The 20,769-nt window shown below is 62.5% G+C and carries 17 protein-coding genes; all 17 read left to right on the top strand.

Annotated features, from left to right (window positions below; translation table 11 throughout):
• Window positions 1–3: 3 nt before the first annotated feature.
• Window positions 4–318: a cell division protein FtsL gene (gene ftsL, locus I6L38_RS21550; RefSeq protein ID WP_005305726.1), complete on the top strand. Its 315-nt coding sequence runs from the start codon at window positions 4–6 to the stop codon at window positions 316–318.
• The gene (locus I6L38_RS21555; RefSeq protein WP_005305719.1) at window positions 315–2,069 is read left to right on the top strand and encodes a peptidoglycan glycosyltransferase FtsI; all 1,755 of its coding nucleotides are present in this window, start codon (window positions 315–317) and stop codon (window positions 2,067–2,069) included. The genes ftsL and I6L38_RS21555 overlap by 4 nt, the downstream gene beginning before the upstream one ends.
• The gene (gene murE, locus I6L38_RS21560) at window positions 2,050–3,534 is read left to right on the top strand and encodes a UDP-N-acetylmuramoyl-L-alanyl-D-glutamate--2,6-diaminopimelate ligase (protein WP_201879813.1); all 1,485 of its coding nucleotides are present in this window, start codon (window positions 2,050–2,052) and stop codon (window positions 3,532–3,534) included. The genes I6L38_RS21555 and murE overlap by 20 nt, the downstream gene beginning before the upstream one ends.
• Entirely contained in the window at window positions 3,531–4,886 is a 1,356-nt protein-coding gene (gene murF, locus I6L38_RS21565) for a UDP-N-acetylmuramoyl-tripeptide--D-alanyl-D-alanine ligase (RefSeq protein ID WP_201885238.1), read from the top strand. The genes murE and murF overlap by 4 nt, the downstream gene beginning before the upstream one ends.
• Window positions 4,880–5,962 (top strand): phospho-N-acetylmuramoyl-pentapeptide-transferase, encoded by a 1,083-nt coding sequence (gene mraY, locus I6L38_RS21570; protein WP_201879838.1) that lies wholly within the window; start codon window positions 4,880–4,882, stop codon window positions 5,960–5,962. Before murF ends, mraY begins: the two co-directional genes overlap by 7 nt.
• A 3-nt stretch (window positions 5,963–5,965) precedes the next feature.
• Window positions 5,966–7,249, top strand: a complete 1,284-nt coding sequence (gene murD / locus I6L38_RS21575; RefSeq protein ID WP_216988916.1) for a UDP-N-acetylmuramoyl-L-alanine--D-glutamate ligase — start codon at window positions 5,966–5,968, stop codon at window positions 7,247–7,249.
• A complete protein-coding gene (gene ftsW, locus I6L38_RS21580) occupies window positions 7,246–8,427 on the top strand; it encodes a cell division protein FtsW (RefSeq protein WP_201879844.1) in 1,182 nt (393 codons plus the stop codon). Before murD ends, ftsW begins: the two co-directional genes overlap by 4 nt.
• Window positions 8,427–9,506: an undecaprenyldiphospho-muramoylpentapeptide beta-N-acetylglucosaminyltransferase gene (gene murG, locus I6L38_RS21585; protein ID WP_010635949.1), complete on the top strand. Its 1,080-nt coding sequence runs from the start codon at window positions 8,427–8,429 to the stop codon at window positions 9,504–9,506. The genes ftsW and murG overlap by 1 nt, the downstream gene beginning before the upstream one ends.
• A gap of 2 nt (window positions 9,507–9,508) precedes the next feature.
• Entirely contained in the window at window positions 9,509–10,963 is a 1,455-nt protein-coding gene (murC, locus tag I6L38_RS21590; protein ID WP_010635950.1) for a UDP-N-acetylmuramate--L-alanine ligase, read from the top strand.
• 97 nt (window positions 10,964–11,060) lie between these two features.
• Window positions 11,061–11,813 carry a cell division protein FtsQ/DivIB gene (locus I6L38_RS21595; protein WP_005305694.1) on the top strand — a complete coding sequence of 251 codons (753 nt, stop codon included), beginning with the start codon at window positions 11,061–11,063 and terminating at the stop codon, window positions 11,811–11,813.
• Window positions 11,794–13,053: a cell division protein FtsA gene (ftsA, locus tag I6L38_RS21600; RefSeq protein ID WP_005305690.1), complete on the top strand. Its 1,260-nt coding sequence runs from the start codon at window positions 11,794–11,796 to the stop codon at window positions 13,051–13,053. The genes I6L38_RS21595 and ftsA overlap by 20 nt, the downstream gene beginning before the upstream one ends.
• 40 nt (window positions 13,054–13,093) lie before the next feature.
• Window positions 13,094–14,245 carry a cell division protein FtsZ gene (ftsZ, locus tag I6L38_RS21605; RefSeq protein ID WP_005305686.1) on the top strand — a complete coding sequence of 384 codons (1,152 nt, stop codon included), beginning with the start codon at window positions 13,094–13,096 and terminating at the stop codon, window positions 14,243–14,245.
• A 101-nt stretch (window positions 14,246–14,346) separates the two neighbouring features.
• On the top strand, window positions 14,347–15,270 hold the full coding sequence (gene lpxC / locus I6L38_RS21610) for a UDP-3-O-acyl-N-acetylglucosamine deacetylase (RefSeq protein WP_011707578.1): 924 nt from the start codon (window positions 14,347–14,349) through the stop codon (window positions 15,268–15,270).
• 140 nt (window positions 15,271–15,410) lie between these two features.
• The gene (locus I6L38_RS21615) at window positions 15,411–16,316 is read left to right on the top strand and encodes a M23 family metallopeptidase (protein ID WP_005305673.1); all 906 of its coding nucleotides are present in this window, start codon (window positions 15,411–15,413) and stop codon (window positions 16,314–16,316) included.
• 59 nt (window positions 16,317–16,375) lie between these two features.
• On the top strand, window positions 16,376–19,093 hold the full coding sequence (gene secA / locus I6L38_RS21620; RefSeq protein ID WP_201879848.1) for a preprotein translocase subunit SecA: 2,718 nt from the start codon (window positions 16,376–16,378) through the stop codon (window positions 19,091–19,093).
• Window positions 19,094–19,161: 68 nt separating this feature from the next.
• On the top strand, window positions 19,162–20,340 hold the full coding sequence (locus I6L38_RS21625; protein WP_043171621.1) for a tetratricopeptide repeat protein: 1,179 nt from the start codon (window positions 19,162–19,164) through the stop codon (window positions 20,338–20,340).
• An 8-nt stretch (window positions 20,341–20,348) separates the two neighbouring features.
• The gene (gene mutT, locus I6L38_RS21630; RefSeq protein WP_005305665.1) at window positions 20,349–20,762 is read left to right on the top strand and encodes an 8-oxo-dGTP diphosphatase MutT; all 414 of its coding nucleotides are present in this window, start codon (window positions 20,349–20,351) and stop codon (window positions 20,760–20,762) included.
• Window positions 20,763–20,769 lie beyond the last annotated feature (7 nt).

The raw sequence follows: 20,769 nt of genomic DNA on the forward strand, positions 1-20,769 counted from the left end.
GCCATGAGCGAGGTGCGTGTTCATCTGGCCAGAGAGATCCTCGGCGATCTCTGGCGGCACAAGCTGCAGGTGGTGCTGGCCATCGCCGTGCTGATCACCGCCTTTGCGGTGATCCTGGTGACCAACATGACTCGCGGCCTCACCGCCAAGCAGAATGACCTGATGGCGGAGGAGGATCGGCTCAACATCGAGTGGCGCCACCTGCTGCTGGAGCAGGGCACGCTGGCAGAGCATTCCCGGGTCGCGAGTCTGGCCATGGACAAGTTGCAGATGGCTCGCCCGCTGGTGACCACCGAGAAGGTAATTACACAACCATGAAACGCAAGGCATCCGCCAAGGCCCAACCCAAGGTCAAAGCCCCGTCACTCTATCCGTGGCGCTTTCGCACGCTGGTGTTTTTCATCGGCATTGCGTTTGCCGGCTTGATCCTGCGGCTGGCCTGGATCCAGGTGATCGACCCGGACAGGCTGCGTCAGGAGGGGGACATGCGCTCGCTGCGCACTACCTCCACCCAGGCGGTGCGTGGCATGATCACCGATCGCAACGGTGAACAGCTGGCGGTATCGGTACCGGTCGAAGCGGTGTGGGCCGATCCCAAGACGGTGCATGAATCCGGTGCCATCCACAACGAACGCGCCTGGATGGCGCTCTCCGCCGTGCTCAAGCTCGACATCAACACCCTCAAGCACCGTATCTCCAACCCGAGCAAGCGCTTCGTCTACCTGCAGCGGCAGGTGACGCCGGCGGTGTCCGAGTACATCAAGGGGCTCAAGCTGGGCGGCATCTACCTGCGTCCGGAGTCGCGCCGTTTCTATCCGACCGGCGAGATCAGCGCCCATCTGGTGGGGGTGACCAACATCGATGGGCACGGCATCGAGGGGATCGAGCGCAGCTATGACGAATGGCTGACCGCGACCCCGGGCGAGATGCGGGTGCGCAAGGACCGGCAGGGTCGGGTCATCGAGCGGCTCGGGCTGGTGAAAGAGGGCAAGAACGCCAACGATCTGCAGCTGAGCATCGATCAGCGGGTACAGGCGCTGGCTTACCGGGCACTCAAGCGGGCCACCGACGAGAACAAGGCGACTTCCGGCTCCATGGTGATGCTGGACGTCAAGACTGGTGAGGTGCTCGCCATGGTCAACACCCCCTCCTACAACCCTAACAACCGCGGCCAGTACCAGAGTTTCCGGGTGCGCAACCGAGTGGTGACCGACACCTATGAACCGGGTTCGACCGTCAAACCCCTGATCCTGCTGAGTGCCCTGCAGGCCGGCGTCACCAGCTGGAAGGACACCATCCAGGGCGGCCCTCTGTTCATCGGGGCCAAGCAGATCCGCGACGTGAGTATTCACAAGGCGACCAACCTGTACGACATCCTGCGCTACTCCTCCAACATCGGCATGTCGCGTATCGCACTGCGGATGCCGGCCCAGGAGATGATCAACACCCTCAGCATGGTGGGTTTCGGGATGGATACCGGCAGCGGCCTGATGGGCGAGAGCAGCGGCATGCTGCCTCAACGTCGGCGCTGGTCCGATATCGAACGGGCTACTCTGTCATTCGGCTATGGCCTGCGGGTGACCCCGCTGCAGCTGGCCTCTGCCTATGCCACTCTGGCCAACAAGGGCAAGCGGGTGCCCATCTCCATCGTCAAGGTGAGCGAGCCGCCCAAGGGCGAGCAGGTCATCGATCACAACAACGCCACCGCCATGCTGCAGGCGCTGGAGTACGTGGTCGACAACGCCATTCCGAAAGCCAAAATCCCTGGCTACCGGGTTGGCGGCAAGAGTGGTACCGCCAAGGTCGCCGTGGCCGGCGGCTACGGCAAGGATTACATGGCCTGGTTCGCCGGCTTCGCCCCGGCCAGCAACCCGCGCTTCGTCATGGTGGTGGTGATCAACGAGCCCAAGGGCGATGCCTACTACGGTGGCGCCGTGGCGACCCCGCCGTTTGCCGAAGCCATGGGCGGGGTGCTGCAACTCTTCAATATTCGTCCCGACGCGGTGCCGCCTGCGGTACCCACCAAACTTGCCCGTACGGAGGCTTCCAATGTTGTCCCGCGCACTTGATCAGCTGATGCGCCCCTTCGGCATTACTGCCCCGGCGCTCGCACTCACCGACATCCAGCTGGACAGTCGGCGCGTCGGGCCCGGTTGTCTCTTCGTGGCGATTCGCGGACATCAGGTGGATGGCAGACGGTTTATCGAACAGGCGGTGGCTCAGGGAGCGACCGCCGTACTGTTTGAAGAGGACGGGGAATTCGTGGCACCAACGCTGGCCGTGCCCTGCATCGGCGTGCCCAATCTGCCGGCCCGCCTCTCCGAGCTGGCCGGCTATTTCTACGACCAGCCGGCCAGCAAGCTGGCGCTGGTGGGCATCACTGGCACCAATGGCAAGAGCACCACGGCACTGCTGGTCGCCAACTGGCGCACCCTGCTGGGGGGCAAGGCCGGGGTGATGGGCACTATCGGCAACGGCCTGTTCGGCGATCTCATCGAAGCTGAAAACACCACCGGCAGCGCGCTGCAGGTACAGGCCAATCTGGCCGCCCTGCAGGCGCAGGGGGCGGATCTGGTGGCGATGGAGGTTTCCAGCCACGGTCTGGTGCAGCATCGCGTGGCAGCCCTGCCGTTTGCCGCTGCCGTGTTCACCAACCTGAGCCGGGATCACCTGGACTATCACGGCACCATGGAGGCCTATGGCGCCGCCAAGGAAGAGCTGCTGAAACTGGTGGCCGAACCTTGCGCCGTGCTCAATGCCGATGACCGCCTGGGTCGCCAGTGGCTGGCCGCTTATCCGACCGCGGTGGCGTTCAGCGTACACGGCCCGGTGGCCAATCACCCGGGGCGACAGCTGACGGCGCAAGACCCCCATTTCCACCAGCAAGGTTTTCGCACGCAGATTAACTCCAGTTGGGGGAATGGTGTATTATCCGCCCCCTTGCTCGGGCGCTTCAACGTCAGCAATGTGCTGGCCGCGATGGGCGCCATGCTGGTGCTCGGCTATGACTTCGACGAGTTGCTGGCCAGCGCACCACAACTGCAGCCGGTGACCGGTCGTATGGAGTGTTTCGGTGGCGGCAAGGCGCCGCTCGCCGTGGTCGATTATGCCCACACGCCGGATGCGCTGGAGAAGGCGCTGCAGGCCCTGCGGGTGCACTGTGAAGGACGGCTCTGGTGCCTGGTGGGATGTGGTGGCGACAGGGATCGCGGCAAGCGTCCCATGATGGCCGCCATGGCCGAGCTGCATGCGGATCGCGTGATCCTGACCGACGACAACCCCCGTACCGAGGAGCCGGCCCGGATCATGGCCGACATGGTGGCGGGTCTTCGCGATCCTGGCGCCGTGCAGATCGAGCACGACAGAGTCAAGGCGATCCAGCTGGCGCTGAGCCAGGCAAACAAACAGGACATCATCCTGGTGGCCGGTAAAGGCCACGAGGATTATCAGATCATTGGAACCGACAAGCGGCACTACAGCGACCGGGAAACCGTCGCGGCCGCCTTGCACACATTATTGGAGTCATTCGCATGATGACCCTCAGGCTTGCTGAGCTGGCACAGGTACTCGATGCCCGTCTGATTGGTGAAGACGAAGCGATCACGGCTGTCAGCACCGACACCCGTACCCTGGGCGCCGGCGCGCTGTTCGTGGCGCTGCGCGGCGAGCGTTTCGATGCCCACGATTTCTGCGACCAGGCCGTGGCCGCCGGTGCCTCCGCCCTGCTGGTGGAGCGTGAACTGCCGCTGGCGATCCCCCAGCTGGTGGTGGCTGATACCCTCAAGGGATTGGGCCGCCTCGGTCGGCTGGTGCGCGAGCGCATCAACCCGAAAGTGCTGGCAATCACCGGTAGCTGTGGCAAGACCACGGTGAAGGAGATGGCGACTGCCATTCTGCGCCAGGAAGGGGAAGTGCTGGCCACCGCCGGCAACTTCAACAACGAGGTGGGGGTGCCGCTCACCCTGCTGCGCCTCGAGCCGCAACACCAGTTCGCGGTGATGGAGCTGGGGGCCAACCACCCGGGCGAGATCGCCTGGACTACTTCGCTGGCCAAACCCGATGCCGCCATCATCAACAACGTGGCGGCCGCCCATCTGGAGGGCTTCGGCTCGCTGGAAGGGGTGTTCCACGCCAAGAGCGAGATTTTTGAGGGCCTGTGCGAAGGTGGCACTGCCATCGTCAACGCCGACAACGAGTTCTGGCCCAAATGGCAGGCCCGCGGCATTCACTGCGCCTTCTCCATCGAGGATCAGCGTCAGCCGTTCCACGCCAGAAACGTGGTGATCAATCAGCAGGGTTGTGCCGAGTTCGTCATGGTGACCCCGCAGGGTGAAGTGAGCCTGACTCTGGCCATTCCGGGCCGCCACAACGTGGCCAACGCCCTGGCCGCCGCCGCTGGCACGCTGGCGCTCGGCGCTTCGCTCGCCTCGGTCAAGACCGGGCTCGAGCAGATGGCGCCGGTCAAGGGTCGCTTCTGCGTCCAGCGCTGGGGTGGTCTCACCCTGGTGGACGACACCTACAACGCCAGCGTGGAGTCCGTGCTGGCGGGTATCGATACCCTGACTGCCATGAACGGCTACAAGGTGCTGGTGTTTGGTGACATGAAGGAGTTGGGTGAGGAGTCCGCCGAGCAGCATGCCCGGGTCGGTCGCCACGCCCGTGAGCGCGGTCTGGATGCCGTGCTGACCGTAGGAGAACAGAGTCGCCACACCGCAGATGCCGCGGCTGGCCGACATTTCGATAACAAGGCGTCGTTGTTTGAAGTGCTTGCGCAAATGATAAAAACACATCAAGAAATTTCGATTCTGGTCAAGGGGGCCCGCGGCTCCCGCATGGAAGATATCGTCGAGATGGTCAAAGACCATCAGGAGTCGGCCACATGCTAGTCTGGCTGGCGGAACTGCTCACCCCGCATTTCACCTTCTTCAACGTCTTCTCCTACCTGACGTTTCGCGCCATCTTGTCGATCATCACCGGTCTGGTGGTGGCGCTCTGGATGGGGCCGCGCCTCATCCGTCGCCTGCAGATCCTCAAGTTCGGCCAGGTGATCCGCAATGACGGTCCCGAGTCACACCTGAGCAAGAAAGGCACCCCGACCATGGGCGGCCTGATGATCATCGCCGCCATCTTCATCTCTGTGCTGCTCTGGTGCCGTCTCGACAACCCGTATGTGTGGCTGGTGCTGTTCGTGCTGGGTGCCTACGGCGCCATCGGCTTCGCCGATGACTACCTCAAGGTGGTGCGCAAGAACACCGACGGCCTGATCGCCCGCTGGAAGTACTTCTGGCAGTCCTCCGTTGCGCTGGGGGTGGCTGTGTTCCTCTACGCCACCGCCACCCACGACGGTCAGACCCAGCTGGTGGTGCCCTTCCTCAAGGACGTGATGCCGCAGCTCGGTCTGATGTTCATCGTACTGACCTACTTCGTCATCGTCGGCACCTCCAACGCGGTCAACCTGACCGACGGCCTCGACGGTCTGGCCATCATGCCGACCGTGATGGTGGCGGGGGGCTTCGCCTTCATCGCCTGGGCCACCGGCAACGTCAATTTTGCCAGCTACCTGCACATTCCCTACGTGCCCTATACCTCCGAGCTGGTGATCGTCTGTACCGCCATCGTCGGCGCCGGTCTGGGGTTCCTTTGGTTCAACACCTATCCGGCCCAGGTGTTCATGGGGGACGTGGGTTCCCTGGCGCTGGGCGGCGCGCTCGGCACCATCGCCGTGCTGGTGCGTCAGGAGTTCCTGCTGGTGATCATGGGCGGGGTCTTCGTGATGGAGACCGTCTCCGTGATCCTGCAGGTAGGTTCCTACAAGCTGCGCGGCGTGCGCATCTTCCGCATGGCGCCGATCCATCACCACTATGAGAAGAAGGGCTGGCCTGAGCCGCGCGTCATCGTGCGCTTCTGGATCATCACCCTCATGCTGGTGCTGCTCGGCCTTGCCACCCTGAAGGTGAGGTAAGCCATGGTCATCATCATCGGACTCGGCAAAACCGGACTCTCCTGCGTCGACTACTTCCTCGGCCGTGGCGTCACGCCGCTGGTGATGGACACCCGCGCCAACCCGCCCGGCAAGGATCAGCTGCCGCCCGAGGTGGAGCTCATTCACGGGCTGGACGGCGAGCGCCTCAAGCAGGCGCACATGATAGTGGCGAGCCCGGGCATCGCCTTGGCCACCCCCGAGCTGAAAGCCGCCGCCGAGTGCGGGGTGCAGATCGTCGGTGACATCGAGCTGTTTGTGCGCGACACCGAAGTGCCGGTCATCGCCATCACCGGCTCCAACGGCAAGAGCACTGTGACTACCCTGGTGGGCGAGATGATCGCCGAAGCCGGCCTCAAGGTGGGCGTTGGTGGCAACATAGGCACGCCGGCGCTTGAGCTGCTCAAGCAGCCGATGGATCTCTGCGTGCTGGAGCTCTCCAGCTTCCAGCTGGAGACCACCCACAGCCTGCGCGCCGCCGCTTCCGTGGTATTGAACCTCAGTGAAGATCATATGGATCGCTATCAAGGCATGGCCGACTACCGCGCCGCCAAGATGGAGATCCATCAGCACTCCCAGCACATTCTGGTCAATCGTGACGATGCCCAGACCCTGCCCGACGTGGGTCAGGTGTGGCAGAGCTTCGGTCTCGATTGCAACGGTTACGGCCGCTGTGAATTGGAGGGACGCCAGTGGCTGACCCTGCACGGCGAGCCGTTGCTGGCGGTGGACGAGATGAAGATCGTCGGCGCCCACAACCAAGCCAACGCACTGGCCGCCATGGCCCTGTGCGATGCGGTCGGCATCCCGCGCGAGCCGCAGTTGCGAGTGCTGCGTCGGTTCGAGGGGCTGCCCCACCGTGCCCGCTTCGTGCGCGAGGTGAACGGGGTGCGCTGGATCAACGACTCCAAGGCTACCAACGTGGGGGCTACCCTGGCCGCCGTGGCCGGGGTGCGTGAATCGGTGAAAGGCCGTCTGCTGCTGCTGGCCGGCGGTCAGGGCAAGGGCCAAGATTTCGGCCCGGTGAAGGCGCTGCTCGGCAGCCAGATCGATCACATGTACTGTTTCGGCCAGGATGCCGAGGTGCTGCTGGCGCTGGGTGAGCAGACCGAGCGGGTTGCCGATCTCGATGCCGCGGTCACCAAGGCGGCTGCCGATGCCAGGCCCGGCGACTGGGTGCTGCTGGCACCCGCCTGCGCCAGCCTGGACCAGTTCAAGTCTTTCGAAGCGCGCGGTGATCGTTTCACCGAGCTGGTGATGGCCTTATGAACGCCCTGCGCACAGTAGCGGGCTTCCTGCAGCGCTGGTTGTTGCCGGCACGCCCTGCCGGTCTTTACGACCGGCAGTTGGTGGTGCTGGCGCTGGCGCTGATGGCGGTGGGTCTGGTGATAGTTGCGTCCGCCTCGATCCCGGAGGGGATCGCCATCAACAACGATCCCTTCATGTTCGTGAAGCGCCATGGCCTGTTTCTGCTGATGGCGCTCGGCATCTCCTGGTTCGTGCTGCAGGTGCCGATGGCACGCTGGCAGCACTACAACGGCCCCATGCTGCTGCTGGCCATCGTCATGCTGGTGCTGGTGCTGCTGGTGGGGCGCAGCGTCAACGGCTCGGTGCGCTGGTTGCCGCTCGGCCCCTTCAACCTGCAGCCTGCCGAGTTTGGCAAGCTGGCATTGTTTGTCTATCTGGCCGGCTACCTGGTACGCCGCCAGAGCGAGGTACGCGAGCGCTTCATCGGCTTCATGAAGCCGATGGCGGTGCTGTTCGTGGTAGCCATCCTACTGCTGGCACAGCCTGACCTGGGTTCTGTGGTGGTGATGTTCGTGACGTCGCTGGGCATGCTGTTCCTGGCCGGCGCTCGCCTGGTGCAGTTCATCGGCCTCATCCTGGTGGGGGTGAGCGCGGTAGTGACCCTGATCATCGCCGAGCCCTACCGGATGCGGCGGGTCACCTCCTTCCTCGACCCCTGGGCCGATCCGTTCGGCAGCGGCTACCAGCTGACCCAGTCGCTGATGGCCTTTGGTCGTGGCAGCTGGTTTGGCGAGGGGCTCGGCAACTCCATCCAGAAGATGGAGTACCTGCCGGAAGCTCACACCGACTTCGTGTTTGCGATCCTGGGTGAAGAGCTGGGGTATGTGGGCGTGCTGGGCGCGCTCTTCCTCATCTTCGCGCTCTCGGTCAAGGCGCTCAAGCTGGGCCATCAGGCGCTGGTGGCGGAGCGGTTATATGAAGGCTATCTGGCCATCGGCATCGGCATCTGGTTCAGCTTCCAGACCTTCGTCAACGTCGGCGCCGCCAGCGGCATGATGCCGACCAAGGGTCTGACCCTGCCGCTGGTCAGTTATGGTGGTTCGAGCCTCATCATCATGATGGTGGCGGTGAGCATGTTGATTCGTATCGATTTCGAGTTGCGTCAGGCCAGTGCCCAGGCGCGCGTGCGGGAGGTTTAGTGAGCAAGACGCTGTTGGTGATGGCAGGCGGTACCGGGGGCCACGTGTTCCCCGGTCTGGCCGTGGCCGATCGCCTCAAGGCCCAGGGCTGGACCATTCACTGGCTCGGCACCGCCGACCGGATGGAGGCGGAGCTGGTGCCTGCCCATGGTTATCCCATCTCCTTCATCGATATCCAGGGGGTGCGTGGCAATGGCATCAAGCGGCTGCTGGCGGCCCCCTATCGCATCGTCAAATCCGTGCTGCAGGCGCGCCGGGTGCTCAAGACCATTCGCCCCGACGTGGTGCTCGGCATGGGCGGCTTTGCCTCCGGTCCGGGTGGCGTGGCCGCCTGGCTGTCCGGCATCCCGTTGCTGCTGCACGAACAGAATGCTGCGGCCGGCATGACCAACAAGCTGCTGGCCCGTCTCGCCAAGCGGGTGCTGATGGCCTTCCCGGGCGCCTTTGCCCCGAGCCGTCGCACCGCCGTGGTGGGCAACCCGGTGCGCCCCGAGGTGGTGGCCCTGCCGGATCCGCAACTGCGCAGCAGTGCAGAGCCGCTGCGGCTGCTGATCGTCGGTGGCAGCCTGGGGGCCCGGGTGCTCAACGAGCAGGTGCCGCCAGCGGTGGCGGCGGCCGGGGTACCCATCGAGGTGCGTCACCAGTGCGGCAAGGGCAATCGTGATGCCGTGGCCGAGGCCTACGCCAAGCAGGGCGTGGCGGCCGAGGTGAGTGAATTTATCAAGGACATGGCCGGTGCCTATGCCTGGGCAGACCTGGTGGTGTGCCGGGCCGGGGCGCTGACCGTCTCCGAAGTCGCCGCCGCCGGGGTTGCCGCCATCTTTGTGCCGCTGCCCCACGCGGTGGATGATCACCAGACCCGCAACGCCCTGACTCTGGTCGACGGCGGTGCGGCTGAATTCCTGCCCCAATCCGAGCTGACCACGGCCTCGCTGGCTGCGCGTCTCTCCTGGCTTGCCGGGCGCAGGGAAACCCTATTGAACATGGCCCAGGCCGCCCGTCGCGTCGCCATCATCGATGCCGCCGAGCGGGTCGCCGATGAGTGCAAACGCCTGGCGACCGGGCAGAGCGAGAGATGATTATGACCAAGGTTGAACTGGCAAAACTGCGTACCGTTATCCCTGAAATGCGCCGGGTGCGTCGCATTCACTTCATCGGCATCGGTGGGGCCGGGATGGGCGGTATCGCTGAAGTCCTTGCCAACGAAGGCTATCAGGTGACCGGCTCGGATCTGGCCCGCAATGCGGTAACCGAACGGCTCGAGTCCCTCGGTGCCCACATCTTCGTGGGCCACAGTGCCGAGCACGTGAACGAGGCGAGCGTGGTGGTGGTTTCCACCGCTATCAAGCAGGACAACCCCGAACTGCTGGCTGCCCGCGAGCTGCGCATTCCTGTGGTGCGCCGCGCCGAGATGCTGGCCGAGCTGATGCGTTTCCGCCATGGCATCGCCATCGCCGGCACCCACGGCAAGACCACCACCACCAGTCTGGTGGCGAGCATTTATGCCGAAGCGGACCGGGATCCGACCTTCGTCATCGGGGGCCTGCTCAACAGCGCCGGCACCAATGCCCGTCTGGGCAGCAGCCGCTATCTGATCGCCGAAGCGGACGAGAGCGACGCCTCCTTCCTGCATCTGCAGCCGATGGTCTCCATCGTGACCAACATCGAAGCGGATCACATGGATACCTATGGTGGCGACTTCTCCAAGCTGAAGGCCACCTTCATCGACTTTTTGCACAATCTGCCGTTCTACGGGCTGGCCGTGGTGTGCGTGGATGACCCTGTGATCCGCGGCATGCTGCCGGAGATCGCGCGTCCCACCATCACCTATGGCCTGAGTGATGATGCCGACGTGCAGGTGCTGGACTTCGTGCAGACCAGCAACCGCAGCCGTTTCCGGGTCCGTCGCAAGGATGCCGGCGAGCTGGAGGTAACCCTCAATCTGCCCGGCATCCACAATGCCCTCAATGCCGCCGCGGCGATTGCGGTCGCCACCGAGGACGGGATCGGCGATGATGCCATCATCCGGGCGCTGGCCAAGTTTGAAGGGGTGGGTCGCCGCTTCCAGCAATATGGCGAGTTCGAGACCGGCCGCGGCAAGGCCATGCTGGTGGACGACTACGGTCACCACCCGAGCGAGGTCAAGGTCACCATCAACGCCGCCCGCGCCGGCTGGCCCGAGAAGCGACTGGTGATGGTGTTCCAGCCGCACCGCTACACCCGCACCCGCGATCTCTATGAAGATTTCGCTGACGTGCTCTCCAAGGTGGACGTGCTGGTGATGCTGGAGGTCTATGCCGCCGGTGAAGAGCCTATTCCGGGCGCCGATGGCCGCGCCCTGTGCCGCTCCATCCGCTCCCGCGGCAGTCTGGAACCCATCTTTGTCGCGACGCCGGACGATGTGCCGGCGGTACTGGCCGGGCTGGTCGGCGAGGGCGATCTGGTGCTGACCCAGGGGGCAGGGAACGTCGGGGCGCTGGCACGGCGTCTCGGCGAGATGAAATTGAGCATCGAGAGCATGAAATCCGGCGCCTGAGGGCCCAATGAGTATTTTGACCGCCAAGCCGGGGCCTATATAATGGCGAACCGGCCTGCAAAGGGCCGGCATGGCGCGTTAAACGGGGATCGATCGGGTGGAGGCAAGGGCACAAGGGCGCACCAAGGGAGGCTTCATCGCCGGGGTGGGATTTTTCCTCCTGGTCATGTGGGGCCTCTACCAGACCGCGCTGGATGTTAAAGATTGGCTGACGGATGCCAATCGGTTGCCCATGAGCGAGCTGTTGCTGCAGGGGCAACACCAGTATTTGCAAACCGATGAACTGCGCAGCGCCGTGCTGGATGGCGCCGAACTGCGCAACTTCTTCGAGTTGGACGTGAACGAATTGCAGGCGCGGTTGAACGCCTTGCCTTGGGTGGCCCAGGTCTCGGTACGCAAGAAGTGGCCCAACAAGATCAAGGTCTACCTCACCGAACAGGCGGTAGCGGCACGCTGGAACGGCAACCGCTTCGTCAACACCAAGGGTGAGGTGTTCAGTGCGCCGGACAGGGTGAAGACCCCTCTGATGCAGCTGTCCGGGCCTGAGGATCAGGCCGTCAAGGTGCTGGAGGCCAGCCGTCAGTACGAGGCGCAGCTGGCGGCCAGAGGATACAAGCTGCTGGGGGTGAATCTGACCCCTCGCCATGCCTGGGAACTGACCCTGGATGGCAACATTCAGCTGTTTTTGGGGCGCTCGGATATCGCGCTTCGACTGCAGCGGTTTATCGATGCCTTTCCGGTCATCGAGCCCCGTGAGCGGGTTGCTTACGTGGATCTTCGATACGACACCGGGATGGCAGTTGGCTGGAAGAAGAACGAAGAGAAAGTGAATGACCAAAACCGCAGATAGAAATCTGATTGTCGGACTGGATATCGGCACAACCAAGGTGGCGGTTCTGGTTGGCGAAGTGCTGCCAGACGGTGAGCTCAATGTCATCGGCATGGGCAGTCACGCCTCTCGTGGCATGGACAAGGGGGGGGTCAACGATCTCGATTCCGTGGTCAAGTCCCTGCGCCGTGCGGTGGAAGAGGCCGAGATGATGGCCGACTGCCAGATCAGCTCCGTCTATCTGGGGTTGTCCGGCAAGCATATCGACTGTCGCAACGAAACCGGCATGGTGCCCATCTCCGATGAAGAGGTGACCCAGGAAGACGTGGACAACGTCATCCACACCGCCAAGTCGGTGCGGTTGTCCGATGAGCTGCGGGTGCTGCACGTGCTGCCCCAGGAGTTCGCCATCGACTACCAGGAAGGGATCAAGAACCCGGTCGGTCTGTCCGGCGTGCGGATGGCCGCCAAGGTGCACCTGATCACCTGCCACAACGACATGGCTCGCAACATCGAGAAGTGCGTTGAGAAGGTGGGTCTGCGGGTGGATCAGCTGATCTTCTCCGCGCTGGCGTCCAGCTACGCCGTGCTGACCGAAGACGAGAAAGAGCTGGGTGTCTGCGTGGTGGACATAGGTGGTGGCACCATGGACATGTCGCTGTTTACCGGCGGCGCCCTGCGTCACACCAAGGTGATCCCGTACGCCGGCAGCACGGTGACCAGCGACATCGCCTACGCCTTCGGCACTCCGCCGCTGGATGCGGAGGCGATCAAGGTGCGCTACGGTTGCGCCCTGGGCCGGCTGGTCAGCAAGGAAGACAATATTGAAGTACCCAGTGTCGGCGGTCGTCCGGCGCGCAGCCTGCAGCGGCAGACACTGGCCGAAGTGATCGAGCCCCGTTACACCGAGTTGCTCTCCATGGTGAATGATGAGCTGGTGCGGGTACAAAGCGAATTGAAAGCGCAGGGGGTCAAGCATCAGCTTGCAGCCGGTGTGGTCTTGACCGGCGGCGCTGCCCAGATCGAAGGCATTGTGGAGTGCGCAGAGCAGATCTTCCAGAGCCAGGTCCGGGTAGGGGAGCCCATGAATATCCGGGGATTGAGTGATTACGTGCAGGCGCCTGTGTACTCGACTGCGGTCGGGTTGCTGCAGTATGGCCGCACCCATCAATCCACCGGCAGTAGCAAGGAATATGCCGCCAAGGCAAGCGTAGGTGGGCTGGTCAAACGGGTCAGCAACTGGTTGCGTGGCGAGTTCTAAAAGATTTTGCTGAGTCAGGCAAATAAAGCGGAGAGACAACATGTTTGAATTTATGGATAGCCACACTGACGAAGCCGTCATCAAAGTGATTGGTGTGGGTGGCGGCGGCGGCAACGCGGTCGAACACATGGTTCGTCAAAACATCGAAGGTGTCGAGTTCATTACCGTCAACACCGACGCCCAGGCGCTGCGCAACTCCAGTGCCAACACAACCCTGCAGATCGGTGGTGGCATCACCAAGGGTCTGGGGGCCGGGGCCAACCCGGAAGTGGGTCGTGACGCGGCCATGGAAGATCGGGAAGCGCTGCGCGAGCTGCTGACCGGCTCCGACATGGTGTTCATCGCCGCCGGCATGGGTGGTGGTACCGGTACCGGCGCTGCCCCGATCGTGGCCGAAGTGGCCCGCGAGATGGGTATCCTGACAGTTGCTGTCGTAACCAAGCCGTTCTCCTTCGAAGGGAAAAAACGGATGGGCTTCGCCGCTCACGGTATCGAAGAGCTGTCCAAGAACGTCGACTCCCTGATCACCATCCCCAACGACAAGTTGCTGAAGGTGCTGGGTCGTGGCATCTCCCTGCTGGACGCCTTCAAGGCGGCCAACGATGTACTGCTGGGTGCGGTACAGGGCATTGCCGAACTGATCACCCGTCCGGGTCTGATCAACGTCGACTTCGCGGACGTGCGTACCGTGATGCGCGAAATGGGTACCGCCATGATGGGTACCGGTTCCGCCTCCGGTGATGACCGTGCCGAAGAAGCGGCCGAGAAGGCCATCTCCAGCCCGCTGCTGGAAGACGTGGATCTGGCCGGTGCCCGCGGCATCCTGGTCAACATCACTGCCGGCATGGACATGACCATCGAAGAGTTCGAAACCGTCGGTAACGCGGTCAAGGCCTTCGCCTCCGAAAACGCCACCGTGGTGGTGGGTACCGTAATCGACCCGGAAATGCACGACGAACTGCGCGTGACCGTGGTTGCTACCGGTATCGGTGCCGAGCGCAAGCCCGACATCACCCTGGTGAAGAACAACATGGTACAAGAGCGTCCGGCCCGTCAGCCCCTGATCAGCGAAGCCCTGCAGTCTCGCGTGATGGAAGAGGCGCCGGCCAAGGTGGTCAACGCCGAGCCGCAAGCTCGTCGCGAACCGGATTATCTCGATATTCCTGCGTTCCTGCGCAAGCAAGCTGACTAAGCCTCTAATGACGCTGGTTTGTTTGTTGCTTAAGGAATGTGCTAAGATGGCCTGCCCACGACCATCTGGTCAGGAATTTGAGCTGTTAAGCGGATACGCCCATGATTAGACAAAGAACCTTGAAAACGAGTGTCCAGGCCACTGGTGTCGGCCTGCATTCGGGCCGGAAAGTCACAATGACGTTCCGTCCGGCGCCTGTTAACACAGGGATCGTTTACTTGCGTACCGATCTGAATCCTGTGGTAGAGCTGCCAGCCAATGCCGATCAGGTGCGTGATACCGTGCTTTGTACCGCTCTGGTGAACGAAGCCGGTGTCCGTGTCTCTACCATTGAGCACCTCTCTGCCGCACTGGCCGGGATGGGCATCGACAATCTCTATGTCGAGGTTGATGCGCCCGAGATCCCGGTGATGGACGGCAGTGCGCACCCCTTTATCTACCTGCTGCAAGAAGTTGGTATCCGTGAACAGAATGCGCCCAAGCAGTTTGTGCGGATCAAGCAGAGCATCCGGGTTGAAGACGGCGACAAGTGGGCGGAATTCCACCCCTATCGCAACGGCTTCAAGATGGATCTCGAGATCGACTTCCAGCATCCGGTATTTGAAGGACGCAATCAGCGTTGCGTGCTGGACTTCTCCGGTGCCTCTTTCGTGAAAGAGATCAGCCGTGCCCGTACCTTCGGCTTCATGCGTGACATCGAGTACCTGCGTTCCCAGAACCTGGCGCTGGGCGGCAGCCTGGAAAACGCCGTGGTGCTGGATGACTACCGGGTACTGAACGAAGATGGTCTGCGCTACGAAGACGAATTCGTCAAACACAAGATGCTGGATGCGATTGGCGATCTGTACATGTGCAATCGCAGCATCATTGGCGAATTCCGTGCCTACAAGACCGGCCATGCCCTGAACAACAAACTGCTGCGTGCCTTGCTGGCCAAGCAGGAGGCCTGGGAACTGGTGACCTTCGAGGGTGAGGGCGACAAAGCGCCTATCGCTTACTACGATAACGGTCTGGTTCTGGCCTGATAGCCGTGCAACGGAACGTCGGTCCTCTCTCCGCACCGACGTTCCGTCATTTGTTTACTCCATTCTGTAATACCGATTATCTCCCGGTTTTATTTTCCGTGTCGGCCCATGGCCACACCTGACCGAGCAGACTGATTTCTATGAGCATTACCCTGATCCTCCACGGTAAGCAGCGACGCAGGTTGCACTTGCCCAAACAACGTCTGGCCTGGGTCGGCGGTATCCTCTTCACTGTATTGGCCCTGGGGGGCGGCTGGCTCTGGCAGAGCTGGCAGCAAAAGATGGACGCGCTGGAAGTGGCGCTGGCCATGGCCGAACAGCAAAAATCCACGCAAGGGGCTGACGAAGCCCGCGAACAGCTTGCCATGCTGGCCGCCCAGGTGGGCACCATGCAGGGGCAGCTGGGTCGACTCAATGCACTCGGAGAGCGGCTGACCGAAAAAGCCGACCTCGACCCCGAGGAGTTCAATTTCAAGGAGCTGCCCCCCATGGGCGGTCCCTCCTATGATGCGGATCTGGAAGTCAGTCTCAACGAGCTGCAGGACTCCATGAAGCATCTCAGCCAACAGCTCAGTAGTCGTGAAGAGCAGCTGTCGGTACTTGAATCTTTCATCATGAATCACCATATAACCGATGCCGGTTTCATCTCCGGAACACCGGTCAAGCAGGAGCGGGTTTGGGTCTCCTCTGGCTTCGGTGGCCGGGTCGATCCGTTCAATGGTCGTGCCAAGATGCACAAAGGGGTGGATTTCCGTGGCAAGCCCGGCACCCCCATCCTGGCAACGGGCCCAGGCGTTGTAAGCTGGGCGGGCCGTCATCCGGAATTTGGCAACATGGTGGAGATCAACCACGGCAATGGTCTGGTGACCCGCTATGCCCACAACTCCAAGTTGCTGGTCGAAGTGGGCACCTTGGTCGATGAGGGCCAGAAAATTGCCTTGATGGGACGCACCGGTCGCGCGACCGGGGTCCATTTGCATTACGAAGTGTTGAAAGATGGTCGTCAGGTGGACCCCGCGCGTTTTCTCAATGCCAGACGGGGTTAGGTTTTTTTCTCCAGGTTCCAGTGACGGAACGCTTATATAACCAGAAATAGTTGGTACCCATGATTAGCACACTGCTTACCAAGATTATCGGCAGCCGGAACGACAGAACGCTCAAGGCTTTGCGTAAAATTGTAAAACAGATCAACGCGATGGAGCCGCAGTTCGAAGCTCTGTCCGATGCACAGCTGCAGGCCAAGACGGCCGAGTATCGTCAGCGTCTGGAGCAGGGTGAGACGCTGGAGCAGCTGCTGCCGGAGGCCTTTGCCACCGTGCGTGAAGCCTCCCGTCGGGTGTTCGGCATGCGTCATTTCGACGTGCAGCTGATCGGCGGCATGGTGCTGAACTCCAACCGTATCGCCGAAATGAAAACGGGTGAAGGTAAAACCCTCACCGCCACCCTGCCGGCCTACCTGAATGCCCTGAGCGGCCGCGGTGTGCACGTGGTGACGGTGAACGACTATCTGGCCAAGCGTGACGCCGAGGCGAACCGCCCGCTGTTTGCCTTCCTCGGCATGACGGTCGACTGCAACGTGCCTGGCATGGATGCGTCCCAGAAGCGCGACGCCTACGCTGCCGACATCACCTACGGTACCAACAACGAATTCGGTTTCGACTACCTGCGCGACAACATGGCGTTCTCGCCCGAGCAGCGCGTGCAGCGTCCGCTCAACTACGCGCTGGTGGATGAGGTGGACTCGGTGCTCATCGATGAAGCCCGTACCCCGCTCATCATCTCCGGCCCGGCCGAAGACAGCTCCGAGCTCTATATCCGCGTCAACAAGCTGATCCCGCTGCTGGTGAAGCAGGACAAAGAAGACTCTGAAGAGTACACCGGCGACGGCCACTACACGGTGGACGAGAAGAACCGTCAGGCGCTGCTGACCGAAAACGGCCAGATCTTCGTGGAAGAGCTGCTCAAGAAAGAGGGGCTGCTGGCCGAAGACGACTCCCTGTTCTCCGCCACCAACATCAGCCTGCTGCACCACGTCAACGCCGGCCTGCGTGCGCACACCCTGTTTGAACGCAACGTCGACTACATAGTCCAGAAGGACGAGATCGTCATCGTCGACGAGCACACCGGCCGTACCATGCCGGGTCGTCGCTGGTCCGACGGTCTGCACCAGGCGGTCGAGGCGAAGGAAGGGGTCAAGATCCAGAACGAGAACCAGACGCTGGCCTCCATCACCTTCCAGAACTACTTCCGTCTGTACGACAAGCTGGCGGGCATGACGGGTACTGCCGATACCGAAGCCTTTGAATTCCAGCAGATTTATGGCCTGGATACCGTGGTTATCCCGACCAACAAGCCGATGGTGCGCAAGGACATGGGCGATCTGGTCTACCTGACCGCCAACGAGAAGTATGCCGCCATCATCGAAGACATCCGTGGTTGCGTCGAACGCGGCCAGCCGGTGCTGGTCGGTACCGTCTCCATCGAGAACTCCGAGCTGCTCTCCGGCATCCTGACCAAGGAGAAGATCCCGCACAAGGTGTTGAACGCCAAGTTCCACGCCATGGAGGCGGAGATCGTTGCCCAGGCTGGCCAGACCGGCGCCGTCACCATCGCCACCAACATGGCCGGTCGTGGTACCGACATAGTGCTGGGTGGCAACTGGCAAGCGGAAATCGCCCAGCTGGAGAACCCGACCGAAGAGCAGATCGCCGAACTGAAGGCCGCCTGGCAGGTGCGCCACGATGCGGTGCTGGCCGCCGGCGGTCTGCACATTATCGGTACCGAGCGTCACGAATCCCGTCGTATCGACAACCAGCTGCGCGGCCGTTCCGGTCGTCAGGGTGACCCGGGCTCCTCTCGCTTCTACCTCTCCATGGAAGATACCTTGATGCGGATCTTCGCCTCCGATCGCGTGACCGGCATGATGAAGAAGCTGGGCATGGAAGAGGGCGAAGCCATCGAGCACCCCTGGGTGACCAAGGCCATCGAGAACGCCCAGCGCAAGGTGGAAGGTCGCAACTTCGACATCCGCAAGAGCCTGCTGGAATTTGACGACGTGGCCAACGACCAGCGCAAGGTGGTCTATGAGCAGCGCAACGAGCTGCTGGACACCAGCGACATCTCCGAGACCATCCACGTCATCCGTGACGACGTCTACGGCGCCATCATCGACGAGTACATCCCGCCCCAGTCTCTGGAAGAGATGTGGGACGTGCCGGGTCTGGAAGCCCGCCTGAAGTCCGACTTCGCGCTGGATCTGCCGCTGCAGCAGTGGCTGGCGGAAGACGACAAGCTGTATGAAGAGAAGCTGCGCGAGCGCATCCTGGATGAAGCCACCAAGCTCTATACCCACAAGGAAGAGCTGGTTGGTAAAGAGGTGCTGCGCAACTTCGAGAAGGCGGTCATGCTGCAGACCCTGGACGGCCTGTGGAAAGAGCATCTGGCGGCCATGGATCACCTGCGTCAGGGCATCCATCTGCGCGGTTACGCCCAGAAGAACCCCAAGCAGGAGTACAAGCGCGAGTCCTTCGATCTGTTCACCCAGATGCTGGAGACCCTCAAGCGCGACGTGGTCAGCATCCTGAGCCGGGTACAGGTGCAGGAGCGCGACGTGGAGGCGATGGAAGAGCAGCAGCGCCAGCAGGCCGAAGCCGCTCCCCGTACCTACACCCACGCGACGGCCGACAACCAGCTGGCCGATGAAGAGCAGGCCGAAGCGGGCCCGGTCACCTTCGTGCGGGACGAGCAGAAGGTGGGGCGCAACGATCCCTGCCCCTGTGGCTCCGGCAAGAAATACAAGCACTGCCACGGTCAGTTGACCTGATAGCGCCATGACCATGATGCACCGCCTCCGGGCGGTGCATTCATTTCTGGCAAGGGAGGAGAAGCGTAATGAGCAAGATGCCGACGGGCTGGGATGCCGCGGCCCACACCAGCTGGCTGGCTGGCCAGCGTCAGGGTGCCATCCAGCAACTGCTGGCGAGACTCAATGCCAACGCGGTCAAGCCGGTGGCTCTGCAGCTGCAGTTTGCCTATTACCTCTTTTTGTGCGGTGACCCGGCGTCGGCGGCCCAGGTACTGGAGATGGCTCACAAGGCCGAACCTGGCAACGACGAGGTGCTGCGCAACCTCTGCTCTTGTCTGTCACGGTCCGGTCAATACGAACAGGCGGTGGCGCGGCTGCAGATCCTGTTGCAGCGTCTCCCCGACGACTTCCATGCGCTGGATGCTCTCTGCGCCTCGCTGGCCAAGCTGGAGCGCCACGCCGAGGCTGCCGTGGCGGGAACCCGCTCGCTGGAGCTAAAGGCTCGGGTGAGCGACAAGGCGCCGTCAGACTGGGCTCTGCCGGCAGTCGCACCGTCGGCCTGGCTGGCGGCAGACAAACCGGATGTCATCGCCTTCTCGCTGTGGGGCAGTGCCCCTCGTTACCTGCGGGGCGCCATCGACAATGTGCTGGCGGCCGCCTATCTCTATCCGGGTTGGCGGGTGCGTTTCTACGTGGATGAGAGCGTGCCCGCCGAGCTGCTCGCTGCACTGCGCGAACTGGGGGCCGAGCTGTTGCTGCAACCCGCCGGTCAATCTTTGGGTCGGCGCCTCTGCTGGCGCTTTCAGGTAGCCAACGATCCGCGGGTGGGACGCTTTCTGGTGCGGGATGTGGATTCGGTACCGGGTGTACGCGAGCGGCTGGCGGTACAGGAGTGGCTTGCATCGACGCGCTGGTTTCATATCATGCGCGATTGGTGGAGTCATACCGATCTGGTGCTGGCGGGTATGTGGGGTGGAGTGGCCGGTGTGTTGCCGCCACTGGCGCCCCTGCTCGAAGCCTATCAGCCGGACGTCATGGAGACGCCGAATATCGACCAGTGGTTTTTGCGCGACCGGCTCTGGGGTTATCTCTCGCAGAGCTGTCTGGTGCATGACCGCTGCTTCACGCCGTCTGGCGCCATCCCCTGGCCGCTGCCCGCCCCGGACGGGAGCGAGCATGTGGGGCAGGATATCTTTACGGCACAAGGGGAAACACAGGCCCGCCGGCTGGCGCCCTGGATTGCCCGTTCGCCATGTTTACGCTGAGGACAATGATGGAACAGAAGAAACGGATCTGGGTGGCGGTCGGCGTCATCGAGAACGAACGGGGCGATATCTTCATCGCCAGACGCTCCGCCGATCGTCATCAGGGGGATCGCTGGGAATTCCCCGGCGGCAAGGTGGAAGCCGGAGAGGATCTGCTCACCGCGTTGGACAGGGAGCTGTGGGAAGAGATCGGGATCCGGGTACAGGATTGTGCTCCCTTCATGGAGCTGCATCACGACTACCCGGACAAGCAGGTACTGCTGGATATCTGGAAGGTGACCCGCTTCAGCGGCGAGCCGTTTGGCAAGGAGGGGCAGGAGTGTCGCTGGGTGCCGCTGGCCTCGCTGCATGAGTACCACTTTCCCGACGCCAATGGCCCGATCGTGACGCGCCTGCAGGCATCGCTGGCCGCACAGGGCTGATGTGAGC

It is taken from the genome of Aeromonas sp. FDAARGOS 1408 (assembly GCF_019048665.1).
Classification (GTDB): domain Bacteria; phylum Pseudomonadota; class Gammaproteobacteria; order Enterobacterales; family Aeromonadaceae; genus Aeromonas; species Aeromonas dhakensis.